Origin of the sequence: Flavobacterium amylolyticum (genome assembly GCF_048284335.1) — a bacterium.
GTDB lineage: Bacteria > Bacteroidota > Bacteroidia > Flavobacteriales > Flavobacteriaceae > Flavobacterium.
In genome coordinates this window covers 22,605-37,671 of record NZ_JBLVPG010000002.1, presented here as the reverse complement: position 1 = coordinate 37,671, position 15,067 = coordinate 22,605, and the positions used below count along the sequence as shown (strand labels likewise).

At 33.6% G+C, this 15,067-nt stretch carries 13 protein-coding genes; 10 read left to right on the top strand and 3 right to left on the bottom strand.

What is annotated here, in order from left to right:
• Positions 1–714: 714 nt before the first annotated feature.
• On the bottom strand, positions 715–1,758 hold the full coding sequence (locus ACNQF9_RS06425) for an NAD(P)-dependent alcohol dehydrogenase (protein WP_417989876.1): 1,044 nt from the start codon (positions 1,756–1,758) through the stop codon (positions 715–717).
• A gap of 235 nt (positions 1,759–1,993) precedes the next feature.
• Here ACNQF9_RS06425 and ACNQF9_RS06420 point away from each other — a divergent pair, with 235 nt between their 5' ends.
• Together ACNQF9_RS06420 and ACNQF9_RS06415 are read left to right on the top strand one after the other, a co-directional pair.
• On the top strand, positions 1,994–2,428 hold the full coding sequence (locus ACNQF9_RS06420) for a DUF6526 family protein (RefSeq protein WP_417989875.1): 435 nt from the start codon (positions 1,994–1,996) through the stop codon (positions 2,426–2,428).
• A gap of 102 nt (positions 2,429–2,530) precedes the next feature.
• Positions 2,531–3,100, top strand: coding sequence for a pentapeptide repeat-containing protein (locus ACNQF9_RS06415; RefSeq protein ID WP_417960328.1), 570 nt, complete (start codon positions 2,531–2,533; stop codon positions 3,098–3,100).
• Positions 3,101–3,750: 650 nt separating this feature from the next.
• Here the strand turns inward: ACNQF9_RS06415 and ACNQF9_RS06410 are convergent.
• Both ACNQF9_RS06410 and glyA read right to left on the bottom strand, forming a co-directional pair.
• Entirely contained in the window at positions 3,751–4,344 is a 594-nt protein-coding gene (locus ACNQF9_RS06410; RefSeq protein WP_417989874.1) for a MiaE family protein, read from the bottom strand.
• A gap of 121 nt (positions 4,345–4,465) precedes the next feature.
• Positions 4,466–5,740 (bottom strand): serine hydroxymethyltransferase, encoded by a 1,275-nt coding sequence (glyA, locus tag ACNQF9_RS06405; RefSeq protein WP_417960330.1) that lies wholly within the window; start codon positions 5,738–5,740, stop codon positions 4,466–4,468.
• Between the two features lie 108 nt (positions 5,741–5,848).
• On the opposite strand from glyA, the gene fahA reads away from it, so the two are divergent.
• From fahA to proB, 8 genes are all read left to right on the top strand, one after another.
• A complete protein-coding gene (gene fahA / locus ACNQF9_RS06400) occupies positions 5,849–7,132 on the top strand; it encodes a fumarylacetoacetase (RefSeq protein WP_417960331.1) in 1,284 nt (427 codons plus the stop codon).
• A 136-nt stretch (positions 7,133–7,268) separates the two neighbouring features.
• Positions 7,269–8,453 carry a hypothetical protein gene (locus ACNQF9_RS06395; protein WP_417989873.1) on the top strand — a complete coding sequence of 395 codons (1,185 nt, stop codon included), beginning with the start codon at positions 7,269–7,271 and terminating at the stop codon, positions 8,451–8,453.
• Positions 8,454–8,926: 473 nt separating this feature from the next.
• Positions 8,927–9,544: a GNAT family N-acetyltransferase gene (locus tag ACNQF9_RS06390; RefSeq protein ID WP_417960333.1), complete on the top strand. Its 618-nt coding sequence runs from the start codon at positions 8,927–8,929 to the stop codon at positions 9,542–9,544.
• A 4-nt stretch (positions 9,545–9,548) separates the two neighbouring features.
• Positions 9,549–10,742 carry an argininosuccinate synthase gene (locus ACNQF9_RS06385; protein WP_417960334.1) on the top strand — a complete coding sequence of 398 codons (1,194 nt, stop codon included), beginning with the start codon at positions 9,549–9,551 and terminating at the stop codon, positions 10,740–10,742.
• A complete protein-coding gene (gene argC, locus ACNQF9_RS06380; protein ID WP_417989872.1) occupies positions 10,735–11,712 on the top strand; it encodes an N-acetyl-gamma-glutamyl-phosphate reductase in 978 nt (325 codons plus the stop codon). The genes ACNQF9_RS06385 and argC overlap by 8 nt, the downstream gene beginning before the upstream one ends.
• Before the next feature lie 90 nt (positions 11,713–11,802).
• On the top strand, positions 11,803–12,939 hold the full coding sequence (locus ACNQF9_RS06375) for an aspartate aminotransferase family protein (RefSeq protein WP_417989871.1): 1,137 nt from the start codon (positions 11,803–11,805) through the stop codon (positions 12,937–12,939).
• Between the two features lie 87 nt (positions 12,940–13,026).
• A complete protein-coding gene (locus ACNQF9_RS06370; protein WP_417989870.1) occupies positions 13,027–14,226 on the top strand; it encodes a glutamate-5-semialdehyde dehydrogenase in 1,200 nt (399 codons plus the stop codon).
• A 66-nt stretch (positions 14,227–14,292) separates the two neighbouring features.
• Positions 14,293–15,054: a glutamate 5-kinase gene (gene proB / locus ACNQF9_RS06365; RefSeq protein ID WP_417989869.1), complete on the top strand. Its 762-nt coding sequence runs from the start codon at positions 14,293–14,295 to the stop codon at positions 15,052–15,054.
• The last annotated feature ends 13 nt before the right edge of the window (positions 15,055–15,067 follow it).

Here is a 15,067-nt window from a genome sequence, read left to right as displayed (position 1 = left end):
AAATCATAATTATTTAGTCGCCGAAAGTATATTAAATGGAAAGTTTGTTGCAAAAACTCCTTAAAAAGTATGAGCTTATGTTATTACTTCTTCCCTAACCAAAGAAGAAATTGTACCTCTAACAATTATTATGAATTTGTATGTTAATAAATTACAATTCGGAGTTTGAGTTATCGAATCAGTATTGAGGGCCATTGGGAAAGCTAGTTGGCGTATCAAACTTGATTTAAAGGTTGGAAAATAGCATTTAAAAATCGAAATAGTAATGAATGTGATTTTCCATTTCGACAGTGATGTTAAATATCATATTAAAATTGTGTAAATGTTCTTTATTCTTATAAATTCAACCCGCAATATAAGTCAAAAAGATAATTATTAAGGCATTACGCTATCGCAAATATTTTTTTAAATCTTTGAAAACTGCCTCGAGCTAAAGCGAACAGCCGAAACAATTTATTTGAGAGAATAATCTGATTTTAAAAGAACCAAAAACGATAATTTTTGAACACATTAAAGTTTTTTCACAACATAAAAAGGAGATATTCTGCCTTAAAGTATATAAATTTTAAAGAATTAAATAAACTCTAAAAATGTAATTTAACTTAATATTGGATTTCATTTTCTTGTCAACTTTCCTGTTGATTTAAACTTAGGAAATATAAAAGCCCTAAGCATTTAGAATGTTTAGGGCTTTTACTAATCTTAAAACTACTTTTATAAAGTTGCCATATCAATTACAAAACGGTAACGCACATCACCTCTAATCATTCTGTCGTATGCATCATTAATGTTTTTGATGTCAATCATTTCAATTTCAGAAACAATACCATGTTCTGCACAGTAATCAAGCATTTCTTGAGTTTCTGGCAAACCACCAATTAATGAACCTGCTAAGCTTTTTCTGCCACCTATTAAGCTAAAAGCACGAATTTCATAAGGCGTTGGCGGTACTCCAACACAAATATGTACTCCGTTTACTCTTAATAAAGACATGTACACATTCAAATCATGTGGCGCTGAAACAGTATCCAGAATAAAATCAAAATATCCAGTTACACTTTTTAGTTGTTCTGCATCTTTAGTAACAATAAATTTATGAGCTCCTAATTTTTTAGCATCAGCTTCCTTATCCGGAGAAGTACTTAATACAGTAACCTCTGCTCCAAAAGCAACACCAAATTTAACGGCCATATGTCCCAAACCGCCTAAACCTAAAACAGCTAACTTATGTCCTTTCCCTACTTTCCAATGTTTTAATGGAGAGTAAGTAGTAATTCCAGCACAAAGCAATGGCGCAACAGCCGCTAGATCTAATTTATCAGAAACTTGCAAAACAAAATCTTCATGAACCACTATAGTATTGGAATATCCACCATAAGTGGGCGTTTTCCCGTCTTGTCCTAAAGCATTGTACGTTTCAGTACTTCCGTTTAAACAAAATTGCTCTAATCCCTCTTGACAGTTCTCACAAGTTCTACAAGAATCTACCAAACATCCTGTACCTGCCAAATCTCCTACTTTAAACTTTTTGACATGACTTCCCACTTTTATCACTTTCCCTACAATCTCATGTCCAGGGACCATTGGGAATATTGCTCCTCCCCAATCATCTTTTATTTGGTGAAGATCACTATGACAAACACCACAAAATTGAATGTCGAATTGTACATCATGTGGTCCAACTTCTCGTCTTTCAAAATTCCAAGGGGCTAAATCTGTTTTTGAATCCTGTACTGCGTATCCTTTAGTAGGTATCATATTTTTTATTTTTTATAAAATTATGGAATTAATACCATTTACTCGCCATATAAAAACCAAAGGTTTTCACAAAATTTCGTACTGTTTATCCTTAAATCTGTAAAAAAGAGGCATTCGTATTTATGCATCCAGCATACAAATTTATATTGTTTTGACTTTCTGATAATTAAAAATTATACTGACTTTGAAATAGACAGTTTTAACTATCTTTAAAAAAATATAAAAATATAAAGTGATGAAAACACAATCCTACAAAAACCATATTCGCTTTTACTCACCCCACCATTTTATCTTTTATCCAATTATAATGACATTCCTGAGCATTAGTGTGTATTTTAGTTTCACAACTGCTGATCAATTAATTTGGGTTTTTATTAGTATTCTCTTTACAGCACTATTTTCCTTAGCATTTATGTTGCGGCAACATTATGCCTTAACTTTACAAAACCGCATTGTACGATTAGAATTGCGCTACCGTTATTTTACTATAACCGGAAAAAGATTCGAGAATTTCGAACATCGGTTAACTGATGATCAAATATTTGCCTTACGGTTTGCACCAGATGAAGAGTTACTAATGCTAACTGAACGAGCACTAAATGAAAACCTTTCTGGAAAAGCAATCAAAAAAGCGGTTATCAATTGGAAAGGTGATTATGAAAGAGTTTAAAAAATCATATAATATTACTTCTCTTTCAAACTTATTGTGATTCAGAATTTCGTTTCTTTGTTGTGGTAAACTTTACACTTAATCCGAATTTAAACCCCCTAAATGCCAGAATATTTCCTCGATTTCGAATACGATAACATCGCTTATAACGAAGAAGAAGTTAATTTTAAAGAATTTGAATGTTGCACTTTTACGAACTGTAATTTCTCAAAATGTGTATTTCTTGCGGTTACTTTCATTGACTGTATTTTCAATGATTGCACCTTTAGTGGCGCGAAAATAAATTATGTCGCTTTTAGAACCGTAATTTTTAATCGGTGCGAAATCAAAGAAGTCAATTTTGCCATGTGCGATAAATTAATTTTCGAAATCGCTTTTACCAATTGTATTCTGGATTTTTCTAAATTCTACACGTTAAAAATCAAAGGAACATCGTTTACCAATTGTAGTATTATCGCAGTAGATTTTATGAATACTGATTTGACCGCTGTGGTTTTTGACAATTGTGATTTATACCGTTCTGAATTTGCTAAAGCAATTGCCAATAAGGCTGATTTCAAGACAAGTTATAATTATACTATTGATCCTACCTCGACAAAATTAAAGAAAGCTATTTTCTCCTTAAATGGATTGAATGGTCTTTTGGCTAAGCATGATTTAATAGTCAAATGATTTGTTCAATACACATTACTATACAAACACTACCTGTTTTCAACAAATTAATAAGTCTAACAGTATAATAATTGATCCAGAATCAAGGATTCACAATATATGCAATACAAAAACCTGACAAAATTGAAAAATCGAAAAACGAATGGTTCAAATCTATTTGCTGCTAGAAGGATTCCTAAGATAATTGGAGTAACGCAATTATTATAAAATACGGCAAATAGTGAAGTATCAATAATTAAACCTGTAATACAATTTTTAACAACCGGAACATTTAACAGTTAAATTACTTCAGTATCCTATAGTCTAATGACTGCAAATAGAACACTACTAAAGGAATGGCTACTATAATTTAAATGCATCCAGGTTTCGATTTTAACTAAAGATTCCTCGTCAGAGGACACGGTATTTACAAACCATTTATTACTAAATACGTTAGAAAAGCGAATCATTAAAGACACATGAAGTAATTATTTATTTTCCTCAGGTGAAGCAAATCACTTGAAAAATATATAAAAATTTAAGATTCAAAGATTTAGTTTTTCAAAAGCAAAAGGTCCTGTTTTTAGCTATGATTTAATCCAATAACTTCTTCAGCAACTAACTTCAAAATCTATGGAGAAAGAAAATATTTTAGTAAAACTAGCTTATACTTATCCATGAATGGTTTCGTTTTTACCATAATTAGCAATAACAGCCTCTTCAAATTCAAGCCATTCTAGCCACCTTTTTTCAACATCAATCCCAATTCCGTATTTCCGAGCATAGGTGATAAAAGTGGTGTAATGCCCTGCTTCACTCTCCATCAAATCTCTGTAAAAAACTGATAATTCTTCATCATTAATATTCTCCGAAAGAACTTTGAAACGTTCACAACTTCTTGCTTCAATCATTGCAGAAAATAACAAACGTTCCACTAAGCTTGAAACTCTGCTTCCATTTCCATTTTTTTTCATGTACAAGTACAATTCATTGACATAATCATCTTTTCGTTCGCGCCCCAACTTCAAGCCGCGTTTAATGATAATGTTATGTACTTGTTCAAAATGATCAATTTCCTCTTTAGCCAAAGCCAATAAATCCTTAACTAAATCCTGATGTTCTGAATTATTAGTGATAATTGTAATTGCATTTGTTGCTGCTTTTTGTTCGCACCAAGCATGATCGGTTAGGATTTCCTCAATGTTTTTTTCTACAATATTCACCCATCTTGGGTCCGTTGGTAATTTTAATCTTAGTACAGACATAATATTAATCTTAAAGTTAGAAAGTAATAAAGTCGAAAGTCGAAAGCCAAAACTAGGATAGAATATTAAATTCTATTCCAAGACCTTCAACTTTCGACTTTAAAAACTTTAATACGCTTTATTAGTACACAAAAATAGCTCTTTCGCTCATCATTTCGTTTACTTCATTTGCTACTGCTTCGATAACATCTTCGTTCGTGTGGTCCATTAACACTCTATCAATTAAAGCGACAATCGTTTCCATGTCTTCTTCAACAAGACCACGAGTGGTAATAGCCGGAGTTCCTACACGAATTCCTGAAGTTACAAATGGTGATTTATCATCAAATGGAACCATGTTCTTATTTACGGTAATTTCTGCCTTCACTAACGCATTTTCAGCATCTTTTCCAGAAATATTTTTATTTCTTAAATCAATCAACATCATGTGATTATCTGTTCCGCCAGAGATGATTTCATAGCCTCTTTTTACAAAAGCATCCGCCATAGCATTAGCATTTTTTTGCAATTGTAAAGCATATGTGAAAAATTCATCTTTTAACGCTTCGCCAAATGCTACTGCTTTTGCAGCAATAATATGCATTAAGGGGCCACCTTGATTTCCAGGAAAAACTGCTAAGTCTAATAATGATGACATCATTCTTATTTCTCCTTTTGGTGTAGTTAAACCAAACGGATTTTCAAAATCTTTACCCATCAAAATTAATCCTCCACGAGGACCACGTAACGTTTTGTGGGTTGTTGTAGTAACTATATGACAATGAGGCAATGGATCATTCATCAAACCTTTGGCAATAAGACCTGCAGGATGAGAAATATCAGCCAATAAAATAGCACCAACACTGTCCGCAATTACTCTAAAACGCTCAAAATCCATATCACGGGAATAAGCCGAAGCTCCTGCAATAATTAATTTTGGTTGTTCTCTAGTTGCTATTTCCTGAATTTTATCATAATTTAAAAGTCCTGTTTCCTTATCAACACCATAAAAGGAAGGTGTGTACAAACGTCCTGAAAAGTTAACTGGAGAACCGTGAGTTAAGTGCCCTCCATGTGACAAATCAAAACCTAAAATTTTATCTCCAGGCTTGATACAAGCGTGGTAAACCGCTGTATTAGCTTGTGAGCCAGAGTGTGGCTGTACATTTGCATAAGCAGCTCCAAAGAGCTCTTTGGCTCTATCGATAGCAATTTGCTCAATAACATCAACTACTTCACAACCGCCGTAGTATCTTTTGCCAGGATATCCTTCAGCATATTTATTGGTTAAAACAGAACCGGCTGCTTCCATTACTTCGTCACTTACGAAGTTCTCTGAAGCAATAAGCTCTAATCCGTGAATTTGTCTTTCTTGTTCTTCTAGAATAAGGTCAAAAATTTGTTCGTCGCGTTGCATTTTTTTGATTTTCGTTAATTTGATGCAAAAATACAAAAAAACGTTTGGTTAATAGTTAGATTATAATATATTTGATGAGTAATTTTTTATTAAAATAATTAACAAAATATGCCAATAACAGCTAACGATACCAATAGAAAATCATGGCTAGAAGTACCTGCCAATAGTGATTTCCCCATACAAAATATTCCTTTTGGTGTTTTTCTTACTAAAGAAAACATAGTGACTGTAGGCACTAGAATAGGAGATTTTGCAATCGATTTAGGAGCTTTACAACAATTAAGTTATTTTGAAGGCATTGAACTGACCGATGATATGTTCATGCAGGATACTTTGAATGATTTTATATCTGATGGTCAAAAAACATGGCGTTTGGTTCGAAACCGAATAGCTGAACTTTTTGATGTGAAAAATTCAAAATTACAAGATAATGCTAAAGATAGAGACATTATAATTTTCAAGATGGAAGATGTAGAAATGCAATTACCAGTACTAATTGGTGATTACACGGACTTTTATTCCAGTAAAGAGCACGCAACTAATGTAGGAAAAATGTTCCGTGATCCTGAAAATGCATTATTACCCAACTGGCTTCACATACCTGTGGGTTACCATGGAAGAAGTTCTACCATTGTCCCTTCTGGGATTCCAGTACACAGACCAATGGGACAAATGCTGCCAAATGGAGAAACTACGCCAGTTTTTGGTCCTTCTCGTTCAGTTGATTTTGAACTAGAAACCGCGTTTATTACGACCGATGTAAATATAATGGGAGAAAACATTGCCGTAACCGAAGCTGAAGATTATATTTTCGGAATGGTTTTATTGAATGACTGGAGTGCCCGTGACATTCAAAAATGGGAATATGTGCCCCTAGGACCATTTTTAGCAAAAAACTTTGCGACTTCAATTTCACCTTGGATTGTTACAATGGATGCTTTGGAACCTTTTAGAACGAAAGGGCCAAAACAAGAACCAACACCACTTCCCTATTTGCAACAAAAAGGAAAACATTCTTTCGATATCAATTTAGAAGTCGCCATTCAACCTGAAAACTCAGAGGCGACTGTGATTTCTCATTCGAATTTCAAATATTTATACTGGTCAATGTGTCAACAATTAGCGCATCACACCTCTAATGGTTGTCGCGTAAATTCTGGAGACATGATGGGCTCAGGTACTATTTCAGGACCAACTCCGGATAGTTATGGTTCTATGCTTGAATTAACTTGGGGCGGAAAAACTCCAATAAAATTAAAAGACGGTACGGAACGTAAATTTATAAATGATAACGATACTGTGATCATGAAAGGATTTTGTCAAAACGGGCATGTAAGGATTGGTTTTGGTGAAGTTTTCAGTAAACTACTCCCTCCATTCGTGAGAAAATAAAAAATTAAACCTATACTTTTCAAAACCTAACATCTATTCTATTTTTGTTAGGTTTTTTTTATGGGATTATTTTTTAAATTTGAATTCATAAAACAAGATTACAGCTTCAAAAAAACACTCCTTACTTTTTTTGCTTATGAAAAAAATCATTCTTTTAATATCGTTGTTTATTCTTGTTTCGTCCTGCGGGGTAAAACAAACTCAAAATTTATTAAGTTCTGGAAATTACGACCCAGCAATTGACAATGCAATCTCTAATTTACGAACTAATAAAAACAAAAAAGGGAAGCAACAATACATTTATTTACTGGAAGAGGCTTTCGCCAAAGCTAAAGAACGCGATTTGAATACGGTAAACGTATTGGAAAAAGAGGCAAATCCAGCTCAATTAGAGAAAATGTATCATACGTATTTACAACTGAATTCCCGTCAGGAAAAAATCAAACCGTTACTTCCTTTGAAACTACTTAAAGAAGGACGAAATGCGATTTTTCCATTTGACAATTATAACGACAAAATCATTGCTAGTAAAAATGCATTATCAGCTTATTTGTATGCTAATGCCAAAAAATTAATGGAAACTTCAGATAAAATGAATTATCGAAAAGCGTATGATGATATGGAATATTTAAACCAAATAACTCCAAATTATAAAAACGTTTTACAACTCATGGATGAAACTAAATTTAAAGGTTCTGATTATGTTTTGATTTACACCAAAAACGAAACAAATATGATTATTCCTTCTCGCCTGCAAAATGACTTATTGGATTTCAGTACTTATGGTTTAAATGATAAATGGACCGTTTACCACAGTAACAAACAGAAAGGAATTGATTATAATTATGGAATGGTAATCAATTTTAGACATATTTATATTTCGCCTAAGCAAATAAAAGAAAGAGAGTTTGTAAAAGATCGCATCATAAAAGATGGTGTCAAAAAACTAATTGATGCTAACGGAAAAGAAGTTTTGGACGAAAAAGGCAAAGTCGTGATGGTGGATAATATGAGAAATGCTACAGTACGCATTTATGAATTCAAACAGTTTAAATCCTGTCAAATTACCGCTAAAGTTGACTACATCAATTTTAAGAGCAATCAATTATTGCAATCTTTCCCAATAACTAGTGAGTTTATTTTCGAAAATATTTATGCCACTTACAAAGGAGATCGACGCGCCTCAGATGATAATTATTACTCTTATTTTGACAAAAGAGCGGTAGCTTTTCCAAGCAATGAACAAATGGTTTATGATACCGGAGACGATTTAAAAGCCAAAATAAAAGATGTAATCAGCAGTAACAGGTTTAGAAACTAATATTTTAAATTAATACTATTACATAGAACTGCTTGATAATTAAGATTATAAATTATTTTTTTCGATTTAAAAAATCAACAATCGATTAAAATTTTGTTACAAAATACAAAATTAGTGTTGTATTTTAAAAATATGTGTACTTTTGTACCAATGAATAAAACAAGTTTACATATAACTTCTTTGTCACGGACAAACAGACCTACTACTTCTCCCGAAGTACGGATGCTATCTCTATAGTACCCAAAAGTTGTTTCGTATCTTTATTCATTCTTCATTTTTTCCGTTTTGAAATTACCGCTATCTTTTATTGGACTAACACATCTAAAAATCAATACCTATTTACTACTATCATACTGTAGTTCAATTTATTGCACAAAAATGGACTGTTTTAGTATTATATTTGAATTTGGTAAAAATACATTTCATAAACAAATATACAAATCATTTTATAACTCAAAAATTCAGCTTTTGAAATGAATATTGCTATCCTAACAACTCAGAAAGAACATTATAAGTATTCGCAGGAAATATGCGAAACTATAGAATTATCCGCCCTTTTGAGAGGTACGGGAATTGCTAAAAGAACTCCTGAATACATTCAGAAAAAAATGGAAAGCAAAGATGCCGTCATTGCATTAGACAATGGAAAATTTGCTGGTTTTTGCTATATCGAAAGTTGGCAACACGGGAAATTTGTAGCACATTCTGGTTTGATTGTACATCCTGATTACAGAAATTTAGGTTTAGCTAAAAAAATCAAATCATTTGTTTTTGACTATTCATTGGAAAAATATCCGGATGCTAAAGTATTTGGAATAACAACTGGCTTAGCGGTAATGAAAATTAATTCAGATTTGGGTTACAAACCTGTCCCTTTTTCAGAATTAACCAATGATCCGAGTTTTTGGAAAGGATGTCAAACCTGTACCAATTATGAAATCCTAAAAAGCAAAGACAACAAGATGTGCTTGTGCACCGGAATGCTTTATGATCCAAAAGAAACACCCAAAGCACAACCTAAACACCCATTTAACGTTAGAGTGTTAAACCGATTAAAATCAATTAAAGAAGCCTTGTTCTTAAAAAAATAATATCATGAAAAAAGTTGTATTAGCTTATAGTGGAGGATTAGATACGTCCTATTGCCTAAAATATTTAAAAAACGAAAAAGGATATGAAGTTCATACCGTTCTTATAAATACAGGCGGATTTGATGAAGAGGAACTAGCCGCTATTGAAGAAAGAGCCTACGAATTAGGAAGCGCACAACATGCAAATCTTACCATTGTAGATAAATATTATGACAAAGCCATTAAATATTTGATTTATGGAAATGTATTAAAAAATAATACCTATCCGTTATCCGTAAGCGCAGAGCGTGTTTTTCAAGCTATCGAAGCAATTAAATATGCAAAATCTGTTGGTGCCGAAGCAATTGCTCACGGAAGTACCGGTGCAGGAAATGACCAAATTCGTTTTGATTTAATTTTCCAAACCATTGCTCCCGAAATTGAAATCATTACTCCAATCAGAGATTTAAAATTATCCAGACAGGAAGAAGTGGATTATTTATCTAAAAATGGAGTTCATTATTCTTGGGAAAAAGCACAATATTCCATTAATAAAGGATTGTGGGGAACAAGCGTAGGCGGTAAAGAAACATTGACCTCAAATCAATCGTTACCAAGTGAGGCGTACCCTTCACAATTGCAAAAAAAGGGTGAAGAGAAAGTGACACTACAATTTGAAAAAGGACAATTAGTAGGTATCAACGGGACATTGGACACACCGACAAAGAACATCGTTGCATTAGAAAAACTTGCCAACGCTTACGCTATAGGTAGAGATACGCATGTGGGTGATACCATCATCGGAATTAAAGGAAGAGTAGGTTTTGAAGCTGCTGCGCCATTAATCATCATCAAAGCACACCATTTATTAGAGAAACATACGCTGGGTAAATGGCAACAATACTGGAAAGAACAACTGGGGAACTGGTACGGAATGTTGTTTCATGAAGGGCAATTTCTAGACCCTGTAATGAGAAACATCGAGGCTTTCCTAGAAGACACTCAAACGACTGTAAATGGGACCGTTATCGTTTCGCTAAAACCATATCACTTCACATTGGACGGAATTGAATCTGAAAATGATTTGATGAATACCTCTTTTGGTCAATATGGGGAAATGAACAACGCCTGGACATCGGACGATGCCAAAGGATTTATCAAAATTCTTGGAAATGCCCAAAACATATTTTCATCTGTAAATAAACTGACCCATGATTAATATTGGAATAATTGGTGGTTCGGGTTACACAGCGGGGGAACTTATCAGAATATTGATGTTTCATCCCAATGCTACACTTGATTTTGTTTACAGCACAACAAACGCTGGAAAACCACTTTCGGTTGCGCATCACGATTTGATGGGCGATATTGAAATGAATTTTACAGATACTGTAAATCCAAATGTGAATGTTGTTTTCTTGTGCTTAGGACACGGTAAATCAAAATCATTTTTAGAGAACAATCAATTTGCGAGTCATACCAAAATCATCGATTTAGGAAATGATTTCAGATTGACAAAAGACAAAGATTTTGACAGTAAAACTTTCGTTTACGGTTTACCTGAATTGAATAAATCGGTGATCAAAAACGCTCAGTTTATTGCAAATCCAGGTTGTTTTGCAACAGCGATTCAATTGGCATTATTGCCTTTAGCCAAAAACGAAATGCTTACGACTGACGTTCATATCAATGCCACAACCGGAAGCACGGGAGCTGGAGTTTCACCTTCGGAAACGACGCATTTTAGTTGGAGATCAAATAATATGTCACATTATAAAGCTTTTGAGCACCAACATATGGGTGAAATAAACCAAAGTGTCAACCAATTACAGGCGGAATATACAAACGAATTGATTTTTGTACCCAACAGAGGTGATTTTGCCAGAGGAATTTTTGCAACATTATACACAACAATCGAAGAAAATCTGGAAGATGTAGTAGCAAAATATGAGGCTTTTTACAAAGACCAACCTTTTGTAACGGTTACTACCACTGGAATCAATATGAAACAAGTAGTTCAAACGAATAAATGTATTATTAGTTTAATGAAAAAAGGAAACCGGTTATTGATTACTTCAGTAATTGATAATTTAACAAAAGGAGCTTCTGGTCAAGCCATTCAAAACATGAATTTAATGTTTGGATTGGATGAAAGTACGGGATTGCATTTGAAACCAAGCGGATTCTAATTTTTCTATTTTAAATGATAAATTTTAAATTCTAAATTTAAAAATCGATTCATTTAAAATTTAAAATTCAACATTTAAAATAATTAAAAAATGAACTTATTTGACGTTTACCCATTATACAACATCACTCCTGTAAAAGCATTAGATTGTACTATTACAGATGAAAAAGGAGTGGAATATTTAGATTTATATGGTGGTCATGGAGTAATTTCCATTGGACACACCCAACCTGATTATGTAGCCAAATTAAAAAATCAATTGGATAATATTGGTTTTTATTCCAATGCGATTCAGAATCCATTGCAAGTAGAATTAGCAGAGAAATTAGGGAAACTCTCCGGATTGGAAGACTACACTTTATTCTTGTGCAGTTCTGGAGCTGAAGCCAATGAAAACGCCTTGAAATTAGCCTCTTTTCACAACAATAAATCTCGTGTAATTGCTTTTGATAATTCCTTTCATGGAAGAACTTCGGCGGCGGTTGCGGTAACAGATAACAAAAAAATTGTTGCACCAATCAATGCACAACAAATCGTTACTTTTTTACCCTTGAATAACATCGAGTTGTTAGAAAACGAACTAAAAAAAGGAGATGTTTCTTCTGTAATCATTGAAGGAATTCAAGGAGTTGGCGGTTTAGACCAAGGTACAACTGAATTTTTTCAGGCATTAGAAAAAATATGCGCAGCATACGATGCCGTTTTGATTTTGGACGAAGTGCAGTCAGGATACGGAAGAAGCGGAAAGTTTTTCGCTCACCAACATCATGACATCAAAGCCGATATTATTTGTCTGGCGAAAGGAATGGGCAACGGATTTCCTATTGGCGGAATCTTGATTTCTCCAAAATTCACAGCGAGTTATGGATTATTAGGAACTACTTTCGGTGGAAACCATTTGGCTTGCGCCGCTGGAATTGCTGTTTTGGATGTCATTGAAAGCCAAAAATTAATGGATAATGTAAATGACGTTTACGTCTATTTTTTAGAGGCAATCAAACAAGTTCCTGAAGTAATTCAAGTAAAAGGAAGAGGGTTAATGCTCGGTGTAGAATTTGATTTTGACGTAAGTACACTTCGTAAAAAAATGATTATAGACAAACATATTTTTACGGGAAATGCTAATAATAAAAACTTATTAAGAATCCTTCCTCCATTGACAATCAAGAAGGAAGCAATCGACACCTTTATAATAGCTTTAAAAGAAACATTGGCAGAATTGAAATGATTTTTTAAACATATAAGTCATCTAAGCTCCTAAACTTATGTGACTTATATGCTTATATTTTTTTCTAAAATAGTAAACCAAAAACTAATGAACTACGTATTACCAATAGAAAAACGAAATTCAGTTTTAAGTCGCATGGCCGAACTTCTTGAACAAGAAAGAGCCAATCTTAAGACTATAAATCAACAGGATTTACATCATTATTCTGGAGATGACTTGGCCATGGAAAAACGTTTATTGGTTGATGACGCCAAAATTGACGGTATGATTTTATCCATGCAACAATTGGCCAGTCAAGAAGATCCTATTGGCGTAGAGCGTTTTAATTTCGACCATGAAAACGGAATGAAAATCATCAATAAAACAGCGGCTTTCGGAACCATAATGATTATTTATGAATCCAGACCTGATGTTACTGTTGAAGCTGGTGGAATTGCTTTCAAATCCGGAAATAAAATTTTATTGAAAGGCGGAAAAGAATCTTTACAATCCAACTTGAAAATTGTAGAATTGTGGCATCAAGCTTTAACAGCAAACCATGTGACTACAGCATGGGTGGAATACTTGAATTATAATCGGGAAGAAACGCAGGTATTTTTAGAGAAACCGACACAAAAAGTGGACTTAATCGTTCCTCGTGGTGGCGAGAAATTAATCGCTTTTGTAAAAAAACACGCCACCTGCCCAGTAATAATAAGTGGTCGAGGAAATAATTTTGTGTATGTAAATAAGGAAGCCGATTTAAAAAAAGCGCTTGACATTATTATCAACGGAAAAACCTCAAACATATCGGTTTGCAATGCTTTAGATAAAGTTTTAATTGATACTAATCTTGAGAATTGGGAAGCTTTTGCTACCAATATAGTTCAGGAATTACAACAAAGAAACGTTACTGTTTTGGGAGATGAAAGTATTTCCAAGGCAACAAACGTTCCTCAGATTGAATCGGATTTAATTTGGCATGAAGAGTTTTTAGATTATAAAATTGTTATTGGAACAACCAATTCGGATCAGGAAGCGATTGACAAAATAAATAAATATTGTGGTGGACATTCCGCTTCGATAATCACAAAAAATGATGCTATTGCCCAGGAATTCATGGAAAATGTAGATACTGCAGCCGTATATCAAAACGCCTCTACCCGATTCACTGATGGAGGACAATTTGGTTTAGGTGGCGAATTAGCCATAAGCACAGACAAATTACACCAACGTGGACCAATTGGTTTGCAACATTTAGTTACTAATAAGTGGTATATTTACGGGAATGGACAAACGAGAAAATAGTCGTAAAGTCGAAAGTAATAAAGTCGAAAGATTGAAAAAAAGAAGGATTCAGAATAAAGAAAAAAAATGGCTAAAAAAAGAATTTTATTAAAGTTAGGAAGCAATACGTTAACCAAGGAAACCAATCACATTTCGAGAGGAAAGATTGAGGATATTGGGATGCAAATAGCCGCTTTACAAGACGATTACGAGTTTATTATTGTAAGTTCTGGTGCGATTGCTGCAGCCAAACAATTTGTAAAACTGGAAAATCAAGACAAAGATGTTTTTGTAAAACAAGCGTTGGCTTCTATTGGCCAGCCACATTTAATGCGGATTTATCATGAAAATTTTAGTGATTTAGGATTGCTAATTTCGCAATGTTTGCTTTCTTATTCTGATTTCGAAAAAGAACAATCCAAAGTAAATATCGTGAACACCATCAATGTGTTAGTCAAAAACAATTACATTCCGATTATCAATGAAAATGATACCGTAGCAACGGATGAGATTCGGTTTGGTGATAACGATAAATTAGCCGCTTTGACCGCCGTTTTATTAAATGTTGATATTCTTATCATTGCCACCAATACGAACGGGATTTACACCAAATCATCCATTCATGATGCAGTTCCTGAAACCATTTCTTTGGTAACCGATTTAAAAGTATTGGAAAAAGAGATTGGCGATTCTAAATCTTCTCATGGAACCGGTGGAATGCAATCTAAAATAGAAGCATCGGCAATTGCCAAAGCCGCTACTATCGAAACCTGGATTGTCAATGGCTTGGAAGACAATTTTATTTTGAAAGCTTTAAAAAACGAAATACCTTTTACTAAAATTCTATAAAATGTTAATTTGG

Excerpts from the sequence above, each read along its gene's own strand:
- ACNQF9_RS06370 (WP_417989870.1), top strand. The coding sequence starts at position 13,027 with ATGAACTACGTATTACCAATAGAAAAACGAAATTCAGTTTTAAGTCGC.
- ACNQF9_RS06410 (WP_417989874.1), bottom strand. The coding sequence starts at position 4,344 with ATGTCTGTACTAAGATTAAAATTACCAACGGACCCAAGATGGGTGAAT.
- argC (WP_417989872.1), top strand. The coding sequence starts at position 10,735 with ATGATTAATATTGGAATAATTGGTGGTTCGGGTTACACAGCGGGGGAA.
- ACNQF9_RS06375 (WP_417989871.1), top strand. The coding sequence starts at position 11,803 with ATGAACTTATTTGACGTTTACCCATTATACAACATCACTCCTGTAAAA.
- ACNQF9_RS06415 (WP_417960328.1), top strand. The coding sequence starts at position 2,531 with ATGCCAGAATATTTCCTCGATTTCGAATACGATAACATCGCTTATAAC.
- ACNQF9_RS06420 (WP_417989875.1), top strand. The coding sequence starts at position 1,994 with ATGAAAACACAATCCTACAAAAACCATATTCGCTTTTACTCACCCCAC.
- glyA (WP_417960330.1), bottom strand. The coding sequence starts at position 5,740 with ATGCAACGCGACGAACAAATTTTTGACCTTATTCTAGAAGAACAAGAA.
- proB (WP_417989869.1), top strand. The coding sequence starts at position 14,293 with ATGGCTAAAAAAAGAATTTTATTAAAGTTAGGAAGCAATACGTTAACC.
- ACNQF9_RS06390 (WP_417960333.1), top strand. The coding sequence starts at position 8,927 with ATGAATATTGCTATCCTAACAACTCAGAAAGAACATTATAAGTATTCG.
- ACNQF9_RS06395 (WP_417989873.1), top strand. The coding sequence starts at position 7,269 with ATGAAAAAAATCATTCTTTTAATATCGTTGTTTATTCTTGTTTCGTCC.
- ACNQF9_RS06425 (WP_417989876.1), bottom strand. The coding sequence starts at position 1,758 with ATGATACCTACTAAAGGATACGCAGTACAGGATTCAAAAACAGATTTA.
- fahA (WP_417960331.1), top strand. The coding sequence starts at position 5,849 with ATGCCAATAACAGCTAACGATACCAATAGAAAATCATGGCTAGAAGTA.
- ACNQF9_RS06385 (WP_417960334.1), top strand. The coding sequence starts at position 9,549 with ATGAAAAAAGTTGTATTAGCTTATAGTGGAGGATTAGATACGTCCTAT.